Raw genomic sequence first — 18046 nt, forward strand, 5'->3', positions numbered from 1 at the left:
CGGTTATAGAATTCGTGACATTGTAGCCTAATCATCTTGCGCGCGGGTCGCGACTTTAAGTATTTCAATCAGGTGATGAATTTCCATCGGCTCGGGAGGTTGGCGGTTATGGTAAACCAAGCGGCTCGGCGATTGCTGCCGTAAGTAGCGCACCTGGTCACACAGGGCCTGAAAGTTATCGAGCTGTTCAGCTTCACGTCCCCCATAAGCGATAACCACCGCTTCGGGAACAACATCTTCAGCGATAATGGGATCACTTTCACCCCGCTCAAGCGCCCGTTGAGATAAAAAATGGGATGAAATGACCGACCAATCGTCAGGTATCCTATCCGTTTGCAGTTGGCCGGCCACCTGCCGGTCAATATCGACGAACACCATATCCGTTCCCGGGATTTCACCATAGAGCAGATATTTAATGTCGTTCGCCCGCAGCTGATGGAGCAAATATACCAAGGCAGGCGGAACCGGTAATGCAGTCAAGAGCGGTTCTTTCATGAAGTTTTTTCGGATCAGACGCTTGCTTACAGTTTAGTCAACGCATTCAAAATCGCTCAATAAAACCGCTAAATGGCTAATTTCACCCTAAAAAATGTGAACTGCGTCGCTAAAAGTGAGCGTTCGCCAAAAACACATGGGCTCGTTCGACCCGACTCTCCATGCTGGGCTTATACAGGACAGAGACTTTAACCCATTGACCATCGCGCAAGAAAACCCGATGCGACTGAATGCGGTTTTCGGCGTCAAAAAAGGAGTAGCTGGCGTAGTCCTCACCTATTTCCAACGGCTCCTGAACAGCACCGCCGACCGTTGACCGATCACGCTCGGCAAAGGCAGACACCATGAACGCAAAATCTTCGGTCAAGGTATCAGTCTGCACCAAAAATGACATGCCTTTGCGCGTTAAGCCCCACACTCGTGGTGATTCAACCGATTGCAACTGAGGCTCCTGCTCCCATTCCACCTGGAAACCATTATTGAGTGTTTGGACATAATAGCTTGGTTGCTCGCTGGTGCGGACGTGAGTTGGCCATTGCATATAAAAAAAGCCAATGACCAGTACGATCATGACCCAACCGGTTGGTTCTTTCAGCAAGCGGGGCAGGCGAGAAGTATTCATGAGCATTAGGAAGAACAGAGAATTTGGGCGCAGTATACACGTTTCTGTTTCATTTCTAAGACGTTGAAATCAGCAAAAGGGCGTTACCGCCCTTTATCGAGTCTGCGTAAGCCGATCATTTGTCGATCTTAGAAAACTCTTTGTCCAGTTCATAGCGGCGGGAGGTGACATAACGCTCCATCGTCGACACCCGACTCATGACTTCGTCCATACGCTGACGCGCGGTACGCAAGCGGTCCGATGGACTCATCTGATAGCGAAACATATTCACCGGCCGGTCCTGATGAAGATTTTCATCGTAGCGATACGCTGTTTGCGCAAGCCCGCCTTTCGGACGCGGAGCCAGTGCAATCCAAGCGCCGATATAAGCAAAAATCATCAACGTATTAAAGAAAAAGAATCCGCCGACAACCGCAAGTCGAATAACCCAGTGATCCACATTGAAGTGATCTGCCAGACCAGCGCAAACACCAGCGATCTTCTGGTCGCGGGTATTGCGGTACAGATTCATTCCGTGGCCGTTGCGTCTTCGATCCCACCAATCCTCCGGATTGAATTTTTCCGGGCCGCGTGTGCGGTAATGACCATGACGGTGTTTTGAACGGTTCATAACTGTCTCCTTATTCGCGTTCGGCGTCACGACGCCAGCGTGGATTCCGTTCATCCAAAATTGATTCAAGCGCTTCCATACGATCGGCCAGGGAATCCAGCGTTCGCAACAGATCGTCTAATACCGCCTGATCATCGTCGCTCAGGCCGCGACCGGTTTTGCCCTTGCTCTTGTAGTGCAGAACCAACCAGATCGGCATGACGACGACCATAAACAGGATGGTCGGTACGATCATAAAATCAAAAAATTGCATCATGGATAACTCCTGATAAATCCCTCAGGCCAGCCAGCAGCTGGCCTGTCTCATATATAGGCTATAGTCTAACCCTGATTAGCCTTCTTTTTTCGGTTGCATGTCAGACTTCAGGCGTTCGAGTTCGGCATTAATGGAATCATCCTGAGCGAGCGAGTCGATCTCGTTTTTCAGGCTTTGTTTCACATCACGGCCCAAATCATCCGCTTCCAACTGGCTTTCCATGTTGTCCATCTTACGTTCATAGTGCTCGAACTTCTCGAAGGCATCGTTCAAGGCATCCTTGTTCAACTGGCTACGGGCTTTCATGCGTGATGACACAGTCTTCTGACGCATCATCATGGTTTTCTGCTTCGCCTTAGCATCGTTCAGTTTAGTCTGAAGTTGGCCAATTTCTTCCGACAGATGGGCTAAATGATCATCCAGAGCATGGAATTCCTGCTTTACGATCTTGGTTTCATCCAGCAAACCCTGCTTCTCCGCCAGTGCGGCTCGAGCCAAGTCTTCACGTCCTTTTTCCAGCGCCAATCGTGCTTTGGCTTCCCAGTCTTCAGCTTCGCCTTCCAGTCGACTCAATCGACGCTGCGCATCTTTTTTGTCGGCAATGACCCGAGCAGAGCTGGACCGCACTTCAACCAATGTTTCTTCCATTTCCTGAATAATCAGACGAATCATTTTTTCCGGATCTTCAGCCCGATCCAGAATAGCATTCAGGTTACTGTTAATGATGTCACTTAATCTTGAAAAAATACCCATAGTGGCTCTCCTATTTAAAATTCAATTCGCGGTCAGGCTTACTTATGCAACCGACTGACACTTTCCAACACCAGGGCTGATAGCCCAAATCCCAAAACACCAGCCCAGATGACTGTAACTATCGCCAGCGCACTGCTGAGCGTGATCAAGCCAAGGTAAATAGGTGTCCGTTCGCTTACGTTCATGAGTTCCATAAACCCAACCTCCTTTGAGTAGTCTTAATCCTCTATTACAGAAACCGTGCCAACTAGGTAAGTCATTGAATTAAAAGGATTTATCAAATAAGTGACTTCCAGCGACTCGCCTCGCCTGAGGAAATAGACTAAGTTATTTGGCGAATTCGGCGAACAAGAACGGAAGTCATGTCCAGAAACCAACCACAACGATTGATCGGCGAAAGCATGGCGCTGGCCGACGTGCTGGATCAGGTATCCCAGGTTGCCCCATTGAACCGACCAGTTTTAGTCATCGGCGAGCGCGGTACCGGTAAAGAATTGGTCGCAGAGCGACTGCACTTCTTATCAACCCGATGGGAGCAACCCTTTCTGAAGGTTAACTGCGGCGCTATCAGTGAGTCGCTGCTCGACGCAGACCTGTTTGGCTATGAACCTGGTGCCTTCACCGGCGCTAACCGTGTACACAAAGGGCGATTTGAACGCGCCGACGAAGGCACGCTTTTTCTTGATGAGTTGGGCAATATGTCGCAGGCATTACAAGAAAAGCTATTGAGGGTGATTGAATACGGCGAATTCGAGCGCTTGGGCGGGCAGAAAAGTCTGCACGTTAACGTACGTATTGTCGCGGCCACCAATGAGAACCTGCCGAAGCTGGCCCGTGAGGGGAAGTTCCGAGAAGACCTGTTGGACCGTCTGGCGTTTGATGTCATAACGTTGCCACCCTTACGTGCCCGGGAAAAGGACATCGAACGACTGGCAGAGCACTTTGCTATCGCCATGAGCATTGAACTGGGCTGGGAGGACTTCCCAGGTTTCAGTGATAAAGCATTGCGACAGCTGACATCCCATCCGTTTTACGGCAACGTTCGTGAACTGAAGAATGTCGTTGAACGCAGTGTTTACCGGTGGGGCAAGCAGGATACACCCATCGCACACCTGGTCATTGATCCGTTTGATTCGCCCTGGTCACCGCAAGGCGCGCAAGGCAGTGGCCGACCGGAGATTGCTCTGGATGTTGATCCCAGCTTGGGGTTCAGCGAACAGGTTGCGCGATACGAGGTCCGTTTGCTGAGTCAGGCCTTAGACCGCAATGACCAACACCAGGGAAAAGCAGCCGATGCATTGGGGTTAACCTATCACCAGTTCCGTAGCCAGCTGAAGAAACACGGAATTATTGGCAAAGATAAGCTGAATTAGTGATTCTTTATTGAAAAAATCAACATAGAGCTATTACTTTCCTGGACTGGACTCTTTTTGGTAGTATCCCGCGCGCTTACCAAGCAGACTAATTAATCTAGGGAACATAAAATGAAGAAAGTGATATTTGCGACAGCCATTGCTGCATTAGGGACATGCGCTGTAGCAAAAGATATGGCTATAGAAGCTAACCCACTCGGACTGGCAATCGGCTTATTTAATGGGTCATTTCTATACGACATAAATGACACCTTATCAGTTGGACCTACTGTATCTTACTGGAATTTTGATCTCGGCTCCTCTGATGAATACACCTATTTAAATCTGGGTGGTCGCCTAGAATACATGCCTGACACAAATAAAGTCTCAGGTTTATATGTTTCAGGAAGTGCAAATAGGGCAAGCTTTTCTGTCACTTCAAGAGATGGTTCACTCACTTGCGAAGGCAACATCAGTACGATTGGGCTAACTGCAACTGGTGGCTACAAATTCATATCAGCCGGAGGCTTCATTGCAAAAGTAGGCGCAGGCTACGGTCTAGGATCCGTTGGCGCGTTGGAGGGGCGATGTTCAGACGATTCCGTTTATAACGAAACCGCAGATTTACCGTTTGGTGGCCTCGCTTTTGAATGGACACTTGGCTACAAGTTTTAACATAAATCAAAGCGGCATCTGCCGCTTTTTTTGTGCCACCAAAGTCGCATTGCTAAGCAAGGCCATTCGCCGGTTAATAAGGCTTAAAAAAAACCGGAGCAATTCCATGCCGATAACCCGAATCGCCACCGCCGCCATTTTCACGGCCATTCTGTTGATGCTGGCCAGTTTATACTTTCAGTCCCCGTATCAATTGTGGGCATCCATGGCCGGCTTGGGAGTGATCACTGGGGCGTTTTTTACCCAAGGACAACGCCATGTCATTACGGGGTTCGGCCTGGGTATTGCCGTGACCCTGTTGCGAGAGGTCGTCATGTATGACGCAGCGATGATTCAGGTAACAGCGCCGGTGTATGCGGCGGGCTATTTGTTTGCCGTTGCAACAACTGTGAGCGTGCGCGCACTTATTCGCAAACTGAATCCGGATCTTAAGGCGAACCAAGCATAATCTGCCGTCCCAGACCCAACCCATCAAAAAAAGTGCTTGCTGCAACGTCTAAGTTCCTCAGCATACATCTAAATATAAAAAGGCCGTTCTATTGAACGGCCTTTTGATGTTTGACTGGCAAGAGACTACGACGATCAGACGGCGTCGCTGCCGGTTTCACCGGTTCGGATACGGATAACCTGTTCCAGAGGTGAAACAAAAATCTTTCCGTCACCAATTTTGCCTGTTGCGGCGGCATTGGTAATTGCTTCGATCACACCATCAACCTTATCGCTGTCGATCGCGATTTCAAGTTTAATCTTCGGCAAAAAGTCGACCACATATTCAGCGCCACGATACAACTCTGTGTGACCTTTTTGACGACCAAACCCTTTAACTTCGGTGACAGTGATGCCCTGTACGCCAACTTCAGAGAGAGCTTCACGAACATCATCAAGCTTGAATGGTTTAATAATAGCAGTGACTAATTTCATGGATGATTCCTTTTGTTTGTTCTTATAACCGCCAACGATCACGGTTAGCTGCGTTGACCGTGCCTCCGGTCAAATGCGTAAATTACAGTTCCGATGAAGACTTGATGATCTTATCAACAATACCATACTCGATTGCGGCGTCAGCGGTCATCCAGTTATCACGTTCAATATCACCACGAACCCGTTCAATAGGTTGACCGGTCTGTTCCGAGATAATCCGCGCCAAACGTTCACGCATACGGATAATCTGTTCAGCCTGAATGGCAATATCGCTCGCCTGACCACCCACACCACCTGAGGGCTGATGAATCAGAAAACGGGTATTCGGCAAACAGTAACGATCGCCCTTATCAGCGGCGAGGAAAATGTGGGTGCCGGCACTGGCGACATAACCAGTTCCGATCACTTTAACCTTGGGTTTGATAAATTGAATAATGTCGTGAATGGTATCACCGGCTTCCACGTGACCGCCCTGACTGTTGATAAACAACAGGATGTCATCGTCGGACTCTTCAGCCAAAGCCAAGAGTTGGGCAGTGACCTTTTTGGCCATGGTCTGATTGATTTCTTCGCAAATAAGCACTTTGCGACCGGAAAACAGCCGCTCGACGACCGGATCAAAAGATTGTTCGGATTTCACAAGGGTCTCCTTAGGTGAATTCTTTGAAATTGCTGTCGTATTATCGTGAGTATAGCCAGTCTTTGCGCCAGACATCAGCTTTTCTTTCCGTGTTCAATGACGCTGGGCGCGGTCATCTATACACATTTATTTACTAACCGGGCTCAGCGGTTGCCGGATGTTAAATAACGACCGCTGTCAACCGCTAAACCATTGAAAAACCTACTAAAATCAGAGCTGATCATTTGTGGATCAATTCCGTACAGGCCTATAACCGTGCCGACTGTGGGTGGATACAAAGATGTTATTCAATGACTTATCCACAGTTTATGTGGACGATTGAATGGTCTCCAGTTGCTCCTGAGCATCCATCCACTCTATTTCCACCTCGTCTAACGCAGATTTTAATTCCGCCTGCTGACGAAGTACCACTTGTAACCGTTCTTTGCGCGCAGACTCGTATAGGGTGGCGTCAGAAAGTTCATTTTCAATGTTACGCAAATCTGAGTTCAGCTGATCCATTTTTGACTCGGCCTTTTTGATCCGATTCATCAAGGGTTTTAATTTTTCGCGCTCCGCCGCGCGTGCCTGACGTTGCAATTTTTTATCGACGACGGTGTCGGGCTCTGCTGCCGTGTGCCGAGCGGGGCTTTGCGACGCCTTAGGCGCTTTCAACAACTCTTGAAAGTAATCGTTTAGATCACCGTGATAGGGCTCAACGCGACCATTGCGTACCCACCAAAATTCCTCCGCCGTCGAGTTAAGCAGATATCGATCATGCGAGACCAAAATCACCGCGCCCTCGTACTGCTGCAGGGCAAAGTTCAGCGACTCCCGCATTTCCAAGTCGAGATGGTTGGTCGGTTCGTCAAGCAACAACAGGTTGGGTTTCTGCCAGGCGATCATCGCCAGCGCTACCCGCGCTTTTTCCCCACCGGAAAAGTGCCGAATCGGTTCGTCAGCTCGTTCCCCGGAAAACCCAAAACGCCCGACAAAGTTTTTAATATCCTGATCACGAGCGACACCGTCTAACCGACGAATGTGCAAGTAGGGGCTGCCATCTTCATCAAGTGATTCCAGTTGGTGCTGGGCAAAGTACCCCAGTTTCAGATTTTGTCCGCGATGCACATGGCCGGCCTGCGGGACCAGGTCACCAAACAAAGCTTTAATCAACGTCGACTTACCGGCACCATTCACGCCTAATAATCCCAGCCGTGTCCCGGGGTGCAGGCTGACATTCACATGACTCAAAATGGTCTTCTCACCGTACCCCAACTGGACGTCGTGCAATGAAATGACGGGGTCGGAAACTCGACCATCCGCGCTGATGGACAAGTCATAACCATGACTCAGAATCGTCGGTGCGTTGAGGGTCAGCTTTTCCAACATTTTTACGCGGCTCTGTGCCTGCTTTGCTTTACTGGCTTTGGCTTTAAACCGGTCAACGAAAGACTGTAAATGCTCCCGCTGCTTCTGTTGTTTTTCGAAAGCAGCCTGCTGCTGAGCCATGCGCTCGGCGCGCTGTCTTTCAAACTGAGAGTAGTTACCACGGTAGGCGATCAGCTTCTGTTGCTCAAAACTCACCACGGAAGTGGCGACTCCATCCATGAAATCACGGTCATGGGAAATGAACAACAATGTACCCTGGAACTGTTTCAACCAACCTTCCAACCAGTAACAGGTGTGCAGATCGAGGTGGTTGGTCGGTTCATCAAGTAACAGTAAATCTGCTGGACACATCAGCGCCCGAGCCAGATTCAAACGTACCCGCCAACCACCGGAAAAGGAGCCAACCGGGTTGTCAAAGGCCTCTTCCGCGAAACCCAGACCCGCAAGCAACTGTTCAGCTTGATGCCGTTTATTGAAGGCATGGTAATTATCCAGCGCGCCAAGGGCGTCCGCGACGGCATGATCGTCGCCTGCTTGCTGAGCAACCAGCAAATGATGCTCTAATGCACGAAGGTGATGGTCGCCGTCGAGCACAAAATCGAGCGCTGAACGCTTAACCTCGGTTATTTCCTGTGCCATATGGGACAATCGCCAACCGAGCGGCACCTGACAATCACCAGAATCGAGACCAAGCTCGCCCTGCAACACTTTAAACAGGGTTGTCTTTCCGGTGCCATTGGCGCCGATCACGGCGATTCGCTCACCGGGATTGATCGTGACACTGGCTTGATCCAGCAAGGTTTTTCCACCAAGCTGAAGAGAAACATTTGAGAGTTTTATCATGGAGCGGGAGTTTACCAACGCACTGGCTTCGATACCATTGTGGCAATACGCAATTAACGTTTATCCGCACCATCAAGCGGATCTTTTACACTGGCAAGCGTCCCAAAACGCCAGCGTCAATATTTTACTCGCATTGGCATTTGCCCAGCACAACCAACAAAGACTGCCCACTCAGTGGTGGCGTTATCCGCCGTTTAGCAGGGCGCAATCCTTAACCCGGCGAATACGATCACTGCGTCAAACTGCAAAAGGGGAGGCCTATTATCCTCAACTGAAAGATTGGGAGTTGATGATGGAGGGGGTCGAGATTCAACTGCTGCAGAGCATGATGCTTCCAGGCGATTGTCAGTCGAATATTGCAGAATACACGCAGTGTTTAAAATTGAAAAAAGGGGCCTTAGCCCCTTTTATTGATACGCTCGCGAACTGTTAAGCGTCTTTTGTCGGATCAAAAATGCTACGGCCTTCCGTGGTTGGCGCGGTATTAACCACAGGTGCAACAGGTTTCGGCGCTTCAATTGGCTTGGTCGCTGGTGTAGCGGCGACCGGTGCTGGCTTTTGCGCTTCAGCCGGTTTTGCTTCCGGCGCTTTAACAACAGCTGCCGGTGCTTTTTCAGCAACAGGTTTAACGGGTGCTTTCTTGGCAACAGTTTTCTTCGCCGCAGGCTTTTTAGCAGGGGCTTTTTTAGCAACTGGCTTCTTAGCCTCTGCTTTTACTGGAGCGGCTTTCTTTGCTGCAGGCTTTTTGGCGGCCGCTTTCTTAGCAGGCGCTTTTTTCGCAACCGCTTTTTTCTCAGCGGGCTTGACAGCCGCCTTCTTCGCTGCCTTCTTAGCAGGGGCTTTCTTTGCTACTGCTTTCTTTGCCGCAGGTGCTGCAGCTTCTTTTTTAGCGGCTGGCTTTTTCGCTGCAGCTTTTTTAGCAGCGGGTTTCTTGGCAGTTGCTTTTTTAGCTTTGGCTTTTTCTTTCTCAGCGGCTTTCTTTGCAGCCAATTTCGCTTTTTCAGCTGCTTTTTTTGCTGCTAACTTAGCCTTGGCAGCGGCTTTCTTCGCTGCAGCCTTTGCCTTTTTAGCGGCAGCAGCAGCGGCTTTCTTCTCAGCAAGTGCCGCTTTCTTGGCAGCGTCAGCCGCTTTTTTTGCCTCGGCTTTCGCACGTGTCTGGCGGGCCTTGTCTTCATCTTTACGCAGTTTGTCGATACCGGCAGCAACGGTCTTCGCCAATGCGCTTTCAAACTTCAGGACTTCCTGAGTCGCTTTTGCAGATTCCAATGCAGCTTTGGTTTCTGCGACAGAGGCTTTGGCCACTTCTACAGCTTCGGACGCTTTAACAACTGCAGCTTTGTTCGCCGCTGTGTTTGATTTCTTCGCCTTGGCGACAGCCTTAGCCTTCTTACCAGCTTCTGTTTTGGCTTTTTTATTTGCCGCTGCCAGCTGTTTTGTCAAAGTTGCTACCGATTTAACGGCATCGTTCAGCGATTTTTCCTGGGCTTTTGCTACTTTCGCTTCTAAAGCAACCAGTTCTTTTTTCAACTGATCCACTTCAGAAACAACAGCTTTTACCACAGATGGTTTTTTCGCTACCGGCTTTTTAGCAGCTGCCTTTTTTGCAGGTGCTTTTTTTGCAGGTGCTTTCTTCGTTGCAACTTTTGTCGTTGTTGCTTTTTTAGTAGCTTTTTTCTTTGCAGCGGCCATGACCCCAGTCCTCTATTTTTTGAAGGTATTTTCCAGCTTTATCGACCAGAATTACCTAAGCATTACATCAATGATTTTCCGACGACGTACTATTGTCATCCGACACGAAAAATTCAAGCGTTTGTTTCGATTTTAATCAAGTTTTTGGCGAATATTCAGTGTGTATCGATCCAATCAACCAATTTCTGCCAATCCGTGACATCGGATTTGTGCGCATTGTTTAAATCGTGAATGCCCAGACCGTATTCTGAGGCTCGAATATAAAATTGAGTATCACGAAAAGACGCGATGAAAGGGATCTTCAAACTCTTTAAAAACAGCTCTAATTTTGAGTACACCAGAGTGTTTTTACGGACACGGTTTGCAACCACGGCAATGCGCCGGGGATTCGTTCGAAAGGCGGGTGTTAAAAACAATTCTTTGATAAAGAAAGTGGTGGCGCGAATATCAATGGGTGAGGGTGTCACCGGAATCACTATGTAATCACATTCGCGAACCAGGTCATTGAGTAACATCCCGGTTAAGCCAGCGGGTGTATCAATGACCACTTTCGTTGTTTCGGCAGGCAAGTTCCGTAAATACCAGGTTCGGGTAACCTGAGTCGTCGACTTCTTAAAAGCTGATACACCATGAATTTTTGATCGGTTGGATTGCCGCAATTGCAACCACTGTATCGCTGAACCCTGCGGGTCAAAGTCGATTAGAGCGCAATGCTCATCGCGTGCGGCAAAGAAACTGGACAGATTGGTCGCAATGGTTGTTTTTCCACTGCCACCTTTGGCATTTGCGATCAACACCCGTTTAGGAGTCGGCGCATTAATGACTCTTGCTGTTGTTTCAGAATGTGGTGTCGTGGTTGCCATGTGTACTCCCGCCATGCGCCTCCATGCTAGCAGATTTTCGCCAATCAAAAAGCATACAAATAACCATTTGAGCCAATCGCAAGCAATTGGGTCCCCCTCCAGGCTAAATCGAGCACAATGGCACTTTTAAATGCTTGCTTACCTTCCGTGCCGATTTGCCACGTAGCGGTTTTTTCCCCAGTCCGGGCATCAAATTCAAAAATGTTACGATGGGTAGTTCCGACCAAGAGGCGACTGTCACCGACAAACTCTGCACTGTAGAGTCTGAATTTAGCGGTATTGAGACTGCTGATGATCTGCCGACGAGGAAGGTTCCAAAGTTCCGATTTTTCATTTGCAGGAGTAATCAAGGCGATTGTGCCACTTCGACTGAAGCGGACCAGGGAAACCTGATTATTGAACTGAAACGTGCGGATCAATTCAGCGTTGCGCAGATTCCACAGTTTCGCAGTAGTGTCTTCCGACCCGGTGAGCACCAGACCCGAGGCAACATTCAAGCTGACCGAGGATACCGGCCCCGCATGGAGAAATTCGCGCAATACGCCACCGTTTTGAGCGTCAAACAATACCGCTTTGTTGTTATCGAGACCCAACAGAGCAAAACGACCGTCGGCCGACAAGTCCACGGCTTCGATTCTGGCAGGCGCCGACCAAAACCAAATCGGTTGGCCATTGGTTGTATTCCACAAAACCAGGTTGTAATAGTTAGCCGTGAGTGCAAATTTGCCATCGTCCGATAGATCGGTATAAAGGATTTCCGTCACAAAACCTTCTTTGTGATTCCAATTGAAATTGCGTGCGATCTTTGTAAGGTCCCAATAGGAACCACCATGTTGGAATGATCCTAAGACCATGCCTCGACCCTGCAGATCAATGGACGCCGCGTAAGCCCCATTGAGGGCAACCTGCCATTTTTGCTCAGGCTTAGTTGGCAGACATCCAACTAGCCAGAACATTAACGACACCAAGAGCAGCGTCTGACGGAAAAAATTCATGAGTTTTAATCGGTGCTGACTTCAAATGCAGTGTAGCACCACTGGTTAAATGAGCGAGAAAAGGCCGCTTGAAGACCCAAATCCTCAAAAAACAGAAGCGCGATATAGCAAAAAACCCGCAGGGGCGGGTTTCAGATCTGAGCTGATATATTCAGCAAGCGCCAGTCAGGCGATCACTTTCTTATGGACGTTATGCAAACGCTCGATAAGCTGATCTTCCATGTCAAAGCGTTCGGTCATTTTCTCACCGAGTGCTGACAAGTCTTCTTTAAGCGATTGAATGTTCATTTCAACATGATCGGCAGAGATGTATTTGTCATTAAAATCGAGGACTAGCTGTGTGTACTCTTCTATCTTCGGATACAGTTCGCGCGCTAACTCGATACCGCCATCATCAAATTCCTTGGCTTCGCGGAATAATTGTTCATAGATTTCAAAGTGGCCTTCGGAGACATAATCCACCAGCTGTTGGCAAAAACGCTGCAAATGGTCACTTAATTCGTCTTTTCCCTGTGCGTCCTGAATGGCGAAATAACTGATGAGAGCTTGTTGGCGATCTGCCAACCATCGGTCAATCATTTCATGTGTCCCACCCCAACGTTCCTGAGCTGTTTTGCAATTTTCCAACATAAAAATGACCTGTATTGAGACGGCAATGCCTGCCGTTGTCGCTTAATAGTGTTCTTACAATATAAGCGTTGCCACCGCATCAGACAACTGTCATCAACAAATTGACTGTTCGGCTTCAGAGCCATAAGACACGAAACAACACTAATTATAACCCCATGACAGCGCGTGCATTTCACTCCAGAGAACGTCAATGACGGTGATAAACAAAGCATTAACGGCTTTTTTACAGAGGTTAAGCTTTGCCTTTGCTGGCCGATACTCTGGGATAACCTATACTCTTTTGGCACCTTACATTGGGATTACGCATGCTCCATCCAGCTATTTTGCGCCGTTTCGTCGCCTTGTTCGCAACGATTTTATGCCTTGCCTTAGCGACACATACGGCTGCGGAAGACCCACCAGCGGCAGTTGGACCATCTTATGTAGATTTGGAACCGGCATTTACCTTGAATTACGGCGACCCTAAACGAACCCGTTATTTGCAGGCGTCGATCACATTACGCGTTAGAGACGCAGCTGCGGCTTTGGAAGTGACCGCTCATTCTGACGCCATCCGGCACCAGATCATCATGCTGTTTTCGCGTCAGCCAGCGGAAAAAATCCGCAGCAGTGCCGGGCGTGATGAAATATTGGAGCAAGCGTTGAGGGAACTACAGGATTTGATGTTGAAGGAGACGGGTAAAACACTGATTGACCGAGTGCTGTTCACTGCCTTCATTTTGCAGTCGTAAGGGTTAGGCCATTCTTTTATGGGCACGATCTTTCATCGCTCGCCGATATTGACTTAAGCCATCGTCCCAGCCGGCTTCCCATGCGGCAATGAGAACATCGTTCTGATACGGGCAAAAGTCGCTTTCCTTTCCGGCCAGACCAGTCATATAACCTTGCTGGTAGGCTTTGTTGAGCGAATCCAAAGTCCATTGGGTTTCTGTCATAACATCCTTTCTCCAGTGCATACGGTCGCTTTAAACCGTCAGACAAGCTGGTGTTTTGATCTGTACTGATAATGCGTGGTACCGATCCCTATGTCACGCATTGTAAACGATATATCATTGTAATGTGACTAACGAGTCACAGATTAAACCGATAAGTGGTGGTTTTTTGGAGAACAGTGGCACTGCGTTAAAACAGCACAACTGTGCATCATTGACTGTCCGATTATTGGCGTAAATATTCCGCCAGAAAATCGTCAAACGAACCTACATCGCTGGCTTCAATATCTTTTTGACGCCGCAAACTTTCCTCACTTAACGATTCATATTTCGCTTTGTCGTCAAGGGACAACGGCGCAGCAAACTGGTCGGCAAACTGTTGAGATTGCGCAAGACTGAACGCCTTATACGACCCTGCCTTTTTCACATCATCCAGCACGCGTTGGGATGGCAGCAAAGCCGGATTGTTGAGCTTATCGTGTTGAGCCTGACAAGCTTGGGTGTAGCATTGCGCACCATTTTTTTTATCGATCATTTGAGCAAACTGACAAATGGAATCCACCAGCGTCGCAGCCAATTCTGGCAACTTGTGATCTTCCCCGAAATGGCGAATCAAAACTTCTGGATCACGTCCGTTAATAGCGACTCGGCGACTGTTGTTCTGCAAATGCATGCATTCTTCAGTGGAAATCGGGCGACTATCCTGCACCAGACACCAGAGTAAAAATAGATCCACAAAATTAATCTGCTGATCATCGATACCCAGAGGCAGATAAGGATTCACATCCAGGCAACGCACTTCAATGTATTCCACGCCACGGTACCGAAGTGCGTGCAGCGGCTTTTCGCCGGAATAAGCAACCCGTTTGGGTCGGATATCCGAGTAATATTCGTTTTCAATCTGCAGAATACTGGTATTAAGTTGCTTATAAGCATCGCCCTCTTTTAGACCGATGGCTTCGTAGGCTGGATAGGGTTGCTGAATCGCTTCAGACAAGGTCTTGCCGTAAGATTCCAGTGAATTAAAACAGACAAACAGTTCGGCCTGTGCTTTGTTTGAGTACCCTAAGTCACTCATGCGTAAACTGGTGGCGTATGGATGGTACAGCGTATCCCCTATGCTCTGCAGATAATCCACACGATGGTCGATGAAACTGCTATCCGCCGCAGGGGATGATCCAAACAAGTAAAGCAACAACCAGCTGTAGCGCCGGAAATTGCGAATCAAACCAAAGTATTCATCGGTTTTAAAATCCGTCAGGTCACCGGTTTTATGATTCACCAGCGCCCATTGGCGCCAAAATTCTTCACTCAGTGACCAGTTGTAATGCAACCCGGCAATGGTTTGCATTTTACGCCCATAGCGATGCCATAAACCGTGTCGGTAAATGGTTTTCAGGGTACCGATGTGACTCGATCCATATTGGGCAATAGGAATCTGTTCCTGCGCTGGCAACGCGGCTGGCATGCTGCCACTCCACAGGTATTCGTCCTGCAAATACTGAAAACTGAACCGATGTAGTTCATCCAATTCGTTCATCAAACTTTTCTTGTCGGTATGCACTGACGTGATGAATTCCAACAGGCTTTCGGAATAATCGGTGGTAATAGACGGGTGCGTCAGCGCCGAACCCAAACCGGCAGGATGCGGTCGTTGGCTTATGTCACCGGCTTTGGTCACCCGCAGGGTTTCCCGTTCAATACCACGCTGAAAGGTAAAGGCATTACGGTGTAGTTCATTCAGTTGCTGCAGACGGGAAATGACAGGCAAAGGGGAATCCTCAATTTGGGTCGCTTCAAAGTATGGGGGCGATTCGAGGAACGTCAAGGCAGTCGATCGGCCATTGTCACGGACATTGATATCATCGGCTCAGTGATGACGTGATAATTCCTAAATAGAGGATCGAAGAGAGCCGGCACCACCATTGCAGTGGCGCCAGTGAGAGCTTGGCATATATGCCCTGGGCAAACTGAGATGCTGGTCGATTAGAGGCGAGCTTTCTTCTTCGACAACGCCTGATCGAACAGAGAATCTAACGTCGTTGACGGCGCGGCTTTCTGTTTCATTTTAGGCGCAGCGCCCCGGCGACCACCGCGTTCAGCTGAACCTGATTTCAATGAACCAGACTCGGCATGCTCATTGGCGTCGTCGTCCAAACGCATCGACAGCGCAATCCGTTTACGCGCGACATCCACATCCATGACTTTAACTTTAACAATGTCACCAGCCTTAACCACTTTGGAGGGATCATCAACAAAGGTATGACTCAAGGCTGAGATGTGTACCAAACCATCCTGGTGCACACCCACATCCACAAAGGCACCAAAGTGCGTTACGTTGGTTACAACGCCTTCCAGTGTCATGTTCAGACGCAGGTCGCTGAGCTTCTCGACACCGTCCTGAAATTCAGCGGTTTTAAATTCTGGGCGCGGGTCGCGTCCAGGTTTATCGAGTTCTTTAATGATGTCAGTCACCGTTGGCAAACCAAAGGTTTCATCGGTGTAGTCAGCGGCATTGAGCGCTTTCAGGAACTGCGTATCGCCAATGACATCACGAACCGATTTACCACTGGTGTCGACAATTTTGTTTACCACCGAGTAGGCTTCCGGATGCACACCGGAACGGTCCAACGGATCATCACCATCCATAATGCGCAAGAAACCGGCGGCCTGCTCGAATGCTTTCGGTCCGAGACGGGCAACGTCTTTTAATTGTTTGCGAGAACGGAAGGCCCCATTGGCGTCGCGGTGCGCGACAATATTATTGGCAATGGTGCTGTTCAACCCGGAAACCCGAGCCAACAATGGCGCGGACGCTGTATTCAGATCCACACCAACCCCATTTACACAGTCTTCAACAACCGCGTCCAGCTGACGGGCCAAAGCCACCTGCGAAACGTCGTGCTGATATTGACCGACCCCAATCGACTTCGGATCGATCTTCACCAGTTCCGCCAACGGATCTTGCAACCGGTGAGCAATAGAGATCGCACCACGGATCGTCACGTCCAGGTCGGGGTATTCTTTTGCAGCAAACTCCGAGGCGGAATAGATAGACGCCCCAGACTCATTCACCACAACTGCTTGCGCTTTGATTTGCGGGTAGTTCTTGAGCATACCTTTAACGAAACGTTCGGTTTCACGACTAGCGGTACCGTTGCCGATGGCGATCAGTTCAACATTGTATTTTGCACACATGGCCACCAGAACCTGTTCCGATTCGGCGATACGGTTTTGCGGCGGCGTTGGGTAAATGGCGCAATGGTCGAGCACTTTGCCGGTGGCATCAACACACGCAACTTTGACACCGGTGCGCAGACCCGGATCCAAACCGATGGTGGCTTTCGGACCCGCTGGCGCAGCCAACAACAGATCTTTTAAATTCTTGGCGAACACATCAATCGCGCCCTGCTCAGAGGTCTCACGCACACGGCCAAACAAGTCCGTTTCGATATGGGTTAACAACTTGATTCGCCAGGTCCAACGGCACACATCCATCAACCATTTGTCTGCCGGGCGTGACTGGTCTTCTAAGCCAAACTGTTCTGCAACCATCATGGCACCAGTTCCTCCGGTGCGCGGATCTTCGTCTGGAATAACCAGAGACAATGACAATACACCTTCATTGCGGCCACGGAACATCGCTAATGCTCGGTGGCTGGGTACTTTATTGATGTTTTCATCGTGTTCGAAGTAGTCCTGAAATTTTTCGCCCTCGGACTCTTTACCGGGAATAACGCGCGCCTGAATCTGGCCATTTTGCCACATGAACTCACGCAGCTTTTTCAACAGCTGCGCATCTTCAGCGAAGCGTTCCATCAAAATATAGCGAGCACCGTCTAAGGCGGCTTTGGTGTCGGTGACTTCAGCCTCTGGGTTTAAATAATCGGCTGCCAATGTTTCAGGATCCAGCATGGGGTCGGCCAACAGGGCATCGGCCAGAGGTTCCAAACCGGCTTCAATGGCGATCTGGCCTTTGGTGCGACGCTTTTTCTTATAAGGCAGATACAGGTCTTCCAGTTCAGTCTTTGTATCGGAATTCAAAATGGCCTTTTTCAACTCGTCGGTCAGCTTACCCTGTTCTTCAATGCTGGCTAAAATCGAACTGCGCCGCTCTTCCATTTCCCGCAGATAACGCAAACGGTCTTCCAACGTTCTCAACTGGCCATCGTCCAGACCACCGGTAACTTCTTTTCGATAACGAGAGATAAAGGGAACGGTCGCGCCTTCATCCAACAGCGCAACAGCGGCCATAACCTGGCGTTCCTGAACCTTTAACTCACTGGCAATTTTTTGTTCGATGGCAGACATAAGAATCCTGAAAAAACTATGAATGGAATACGATGACGAAGGCGCAATCATTAGGGCTTTTTGCCCGGATTGCAAGCCCTGTACAAAAAGC

Annotated in this window: 21 protein-coding genes; 5 read left to right on the plus strand and 16 right to left on the minus strand. The window is 49.1% G+C overall.

The window, feature by feature from the left end; all coding sequences use genetic code 11:
- Positions 1-27 precede the first annotated feature (27 nt).
- The 6 genes from IYN85_RS10435 to IYN85_RS10460 form a co-directional block, all read right to left on the minus strand.
- Positions 28-495 (minus strand): hypothetical protein, encoded by a 468-nt coding sequence (locus tag IYN85_RS10435; protein ID WP_196158839.1) that lies wholly within the window; start codon positions 493-495, stop codon positions 28-30.
- Between the two features lie 109 nt (positions 496-604).
- On the minus strand, positions 605-1117 hold the full coding sequence (locus tag IYN85_RS10440) for a hypothetical protein (RefSeq protein WP_196158840.1): 513 nt from the start codon (positions 1115-1117) through the stop codon (positions 605-607).
- Positions 1118-1232: 115 nt separating this feature from the next.
- On the minus strand, positions 1233-1727 hold the full coding sequence (locus IYN85_RS10445; protein WP_196158841.1) for a PspC domain-containing protein: 495 nt from the start codon (positions 1725-1727) through the stop codon (positions 1233-1235).
- A gap of 10 nt (positions 1728-1737) precedes the next feature.
- On the minus strand, positions 1738-1983 hold the full coding sequence (gene pspB / locus IYN85_RS10450; RefSeq protein ID WP_230390670.1) for an envelope stress response membrane protein PspB: 246 nt from the start codon (positions 1981-1983) through the stop codon (positions 1738-1740).
- Between the two features lie 75 nt (positions 1984-2058).
- The gene (pspA, locus tag IYN85_RS10455; protein WP_196158842.1) at positions 2059-2736 is read right to left on the minus strand and encodes a phage shock protein PspA; all 678 of its coding nucleotides are present in this window, start codon (positions 2734-2736) and stop codon (positions 2059-2061) included.
- A gap of 38 nt (positions 2737-2774) precedes the next feature.
- On the minus strand, positions 2775-2930 hold the full coding sequence (locus tag IYN85_RS10460; RefSeq protein WP_196158843.1) for a hypothetical protein: 156 nt from the start codon (positions 2928-2930) through the stop codon (positions 2775-2777).
- Between the two features lie 168 nt (positions 2931-3098).
- Between IYN85_RS10460 and pspF the strand changes: the two genes are divergently transcribed.
- The 3 genes from pspF to IYN85_RS10475 all read left to right on the plus strand — a co-directional run bounded on the left by pspF (position 3099) and on the right by IYN85_RS10475 (position 5211).
- Positions 3099-4109 carry a phage shock protein operon transcriptional activator gene (gene pspF / locus IYN85_RS10465; protein WP_196158844.1) on the plus strand — a complete coding sequence of 337 codons (1011 nt, stop codon included), beginning with the start codon at positions 3099-3101 and terminating at the stop codon, positions 4107-4109.
- 111 nt (positions 4110-4220) lie between these two features.
- The gene (locus IYN85_RS10470) at positions 4221-4763 is read left to right on the plus strand and encodes a DUF3575 domain-containing protein (RefSeq protein WP_196158845.1); all 543 of its coding nucleotides are present in this window, start codon (positions 4221-4223) and stop codon (positions 4761-4763) included.
- A gap of 106 nt (positions 4764-4869) precedes the next feature.
- On the plus strand, positions 4870-5211 hold the full coding sequence (locus IYN85_RS10475) for a hypothetical protein (RefSeq protein ID WP_196158846.1): 342 nt from the start codon (positions 4870-4872) through the stop codon (positions 5209-5211).
- A gap of 134 nt (positions 5212-5345) precedes the next feature.
- Here IYN85_RS10475 and glnK read toward each other — a convergent pair whose 3' ends face one another.
- From glnK to IYN85_RS10490, 3 genes are all read right to left on the minus strand, one after another.
- Entirely contained in the window at positions 5346-5684 is a 339-nt protein-coding gene (glnK, locus tag IYN85_RS10480) for a P-II family nitrogen regulator (protein ID WP_196158847.1), read from the minus strand.
- An 82-nt stretch (positions 5685-5766) separates the two neighbouring features.
- Positions 5767-6324 (minus strand): ATP-dependent Clp protease proteolytic subunit, encoded by a 558-nt coding sequence (locus tag IYN85_RS10485; RefSeq protein WP_196158848.1) that lies wholly within the window; start codon positions 6322-6324, stop codon positions 5767-5769.
- Positions 6325-6630: 306 nt separating this feature from the next.
- Complete coding sequence (locus IYN85_RS10490; RefSeq protein ID WP_196158849.1) at positions 6631-8535, minus strand: ABC-F family ATP-binding cassette domain-containing protein; 1905 nt, start codon at positions 8533-8535, stop codon at positions 6631-6633.
- On the opposite strand from IYN85_RS10490, the gene IYN85_RS10495 reads away from it, so the two are divergent.
- Positions 8534-8968 carry a DUF2390 domain-containing protein gene (locus IYN85_RS10495; RefSeq protein ID WP_196158850.1) on the plus strand — a complete coding sequence of 145 codons (435 nt, stop codon included), beginning with the start codon at positions 8534-8536 and terminating at the stop codon, positions 8966-8968. The two genes, IYN85_RS10490 and IYN85_RS10495, sit on opposite strands and share 2 nt — an antisense overlap.
- Here the strand turns inward: IYN85_RS10495 and IYN85_RS10500 are convergent.
- The 4 genes from IYN85_RS10500 to rsd form a co-directional block, all read right to left on the minus strand.
- Positions 8965-10224 (minus strand): hypothetical protein, encoded by a 1260-nt coding sequence (locus IYN85_RS10500; protein ID WP_196158851.1) that lies wholly within the window; start codon positions 10222-10224, stop codon positions 8965-8967. The two genes, IYN85_RS10495 and IYN85_RS10500, sit on opposite strands and share 4 nt — an antisense overlap.
- Positions 10225-10379: 155 nt before the next feature.
- The gene (locus IYN85_RS10505) at positions 10380-11087 is read right to left on the minus strand and encodes a ParA family protein (protein ID WP_196158852.1); all 708 of its coding nucleotides are present in this window, start codon (positions 11085-11087) and stop codon (positions 10380-10382) included.
- Between the two features lie 44 nt (positions 11088-11131).
- Positions 11132-12043 (minus strand): WD40 repeat domain-containing protein, encoded by a 912-nt coding sequence (locus IYN85_RS10510; RefSeq protein ID WP_196158853.1) that lies wholly within the window; start codon positions 12041-12043, stop codon positions 11132-11134.
- Between the two features lie 204 nt (positions 12044-12247).
- Positions 12248-12712, minus strand: coding sequence for a sigma D regulator (gene rsd / locus IYN85_RS10515; RefSeq protein ID WP_196158854.1), 465 nt, complete (start codon positions 12710-12712; stop codon positions 12248-12250).
- A 305-nt stretch (positions 12713-13017) separates the two neighbouring features.
- Here rsd and IYN85_RS10520 point away from each other — a divergent pair, with 305 nt between their 5' ends.
- The gene (locus IYN85_RS10520) at positions 13018-13443 is read left to right on the plus strand and encodes a flagellar basal body-associated FliL family protein (protein WP_196158855.1); all 426 of its coding nucleotides are present in this window, start codon (positions 13018-13020) and stop codon (positions 13441-13443) included.
- A 3-nt stretch (positions 13444-13446) separates the two neighbouring features.
- Here the strand turns inward: IYN85_RS10520 and rmf are convergent, their stop codons facing one another.
- The 3 genes from rmf to IYN85_RS10535 form a co-directional block, all read right to left on the minus strand.
- Entirely contained in the window at positions 13447-13647 is a 201-nt protein-coding gene (gene rmf / locus IYN85_RS10525; protein WP_196158856.1) for a ribosome modulation factor, read from the minus strand.
- A 223-nt stretch (positions 13648-13870) separates the two neighbouring features.
- Positions 13871-15415 (minus strand): glutamate--cysteine ligase, encoded by a 1545-nt coding sequence (gene gshA / locus IYN85_RS10530; protein WP_196158857.1) that lies wholly within the window; start codon positions 15413-15415, stop codon positions 13871-13873.
- A 215-nt stretch (positions 15416-15630) separates the two neighbouring features.
- Positions 15631-17955, minus strand: a complete 2325-nt coding sequence (locus tag IYN85_RS10535; protein ID WP_196158858.1) for a Tex family protein — start codon at positions 17953-17955, stop codon at positions 15631-15633.
- Positions 17956-18046: the final 91 nt, after the last annotated feature.

The sequence above is a fragment of the Reinekea sp. G2M2-21 genome, assembly GCF_015687175.1.
GTDB lineage: Bacteria > Pseudomonadota > Gammaproteobacteria > Pseudomonadales > Natronospirillaceae > Reinekea.

What these genes read in the sequence shown, in the direction of transcription:
- IYN85_RS10435 (WP_196158839.1), bottom strand. Translation starts at nt 495, where the DNA reads ATGAAAGAACCGCTCTTGACTGCATTACCGGTTCCGCCTGCCTTGGTA.
- IYN85_RS10505 (WP_196158852.1), bottom strand. Translation starts at nt 11,087, where the DNA reads ATGGCAACCACGACACCACATTCTGAAACAACAGCAAGAGTCATTAAT.
- pspF (WP_196158844.1), top strand. Translation starts at nt 3,099, where the DNA reads ATGTCCAGAAACCAACCACAACGATTGATCGGCGAAAGCATGGCGCTG.
- IYN85_RS10470 (WP_196158845.1), top strand. Translation starts at nt 4,221, where the DNA reads ATGAAGAAAGTGATATTTGCGACAGCCATTGCTGCATTAGGGACATGC.
- IYN85_RS10495 (WP_196158850.1), top strand. Translation starts at nt 8,534, where the DNA reads ATGGAGCGGGAGTTTACCAACGCACTGGCTTCGATACCATTGTGGCAA.
- IYN85_RS10500 (WP_196158851.1), bottom strand. Translation starts at nt 10,224, where the DNA reads ATGGCCGCTGCAAAGAAAAAAGCTACTAAAAAAGCAACAACGACAAAA.
- IYN85_RS10445 (WP_196158841.1), bottom strand. Translation starts at nt 1,727, where the DNA reads ATGAACCGTTCAAAACACCGTCATGGTCATTACCGCACACGCGGCCCG.
- pspA (WP_196158842.1), bottom strand. Translation starts at nt 2,736, where the DNA reads ATGGGTATTTTTTCAAGATTAAGTGACATCATTAACAGTAACCTGAAT.
- rmf (WP_196158856.1), bottom strand. Translation starts at nt 13,647, where the DNA reads ATGACAGAAACCCAATGGACTTTGGATTCGCTCAACAAAGCCTACCAG.
- IYN85_RS10475 (WP_196158846.1), top strand. Translation starts at nt 4,870, where the DNA reads ATGCCGATAACCCGAATCGCCACCGCCGCCATTTTCACGGCCATTCTG.
- IYN85_RS10490 (WP_196158849.1), bottom strand. Translation starts at nt 8,535, where the DNA reads ATGATAAAACTCTCAAATGTTTCTCTTCAGCTTGGTGGAAAAACCTTG.
- rsd (WP_196158854.1), bottom strand. Translation starts at nt 12,712, where the DNA reads ATGTTGGAAAATTGCAAAACAGCTCAGGAACGTTGGGGTGGGACACAT.
- glnK (WP_196158847.1), bottom strand. Translation starts at nt 5,684, where the DNA reads ATGAAATTAGTCACTGCTATTATTAAACCATTCAAGCTTGATGATGTT.
- IYN85_RS10460 (WP_196158843.1), bottom strand. Translation starts at nt 2,930, where the DNA reads ATGGAACTCATGAACGTAAGCGAACGGACACCTATTTACCTTGGCTTG.
- IYN85_RS10440 (WP_196158840.1), bottom strand. Translation starts at nt 1,117, where the DNA reads ATGAATACTTCTCGCCTGCCCCGCTTGCTGAAAGAACCAACCGGTTGG.
- IYN85_RS10510 (WP_196158853.1), bottom strand. Translation starts at nt 12,043, where the DNA reads ATGTTCTGGCTAGTTGGATGTCTGCCAACTAAGCCTGAGCAAAAATGG.
- IYN85_RS10535 (WP_196158858.1), bottom strand. Translation starts at nt 17,955, where the DNA reads ATGTCTGCCATCGAACAAAAAATTGCCAGTGAGTTAAAGGTTCAGGAA.
- pspB (WP_230390670.1), bottom strand. Translation starts at nt 1,983, where the DNA reads ATGATGCAATTTTTTGATTTTATGATCGTACCGACCATCCTGTTTATG.
- IYN85_RS10520 (WP_196158855.1), top strand. Translation starts at nt 13,018, where the DNA reads ATGCTCCATCCAGCTATTTTGCGCCGTTTCGTCGCCTTGTTCGCAACG.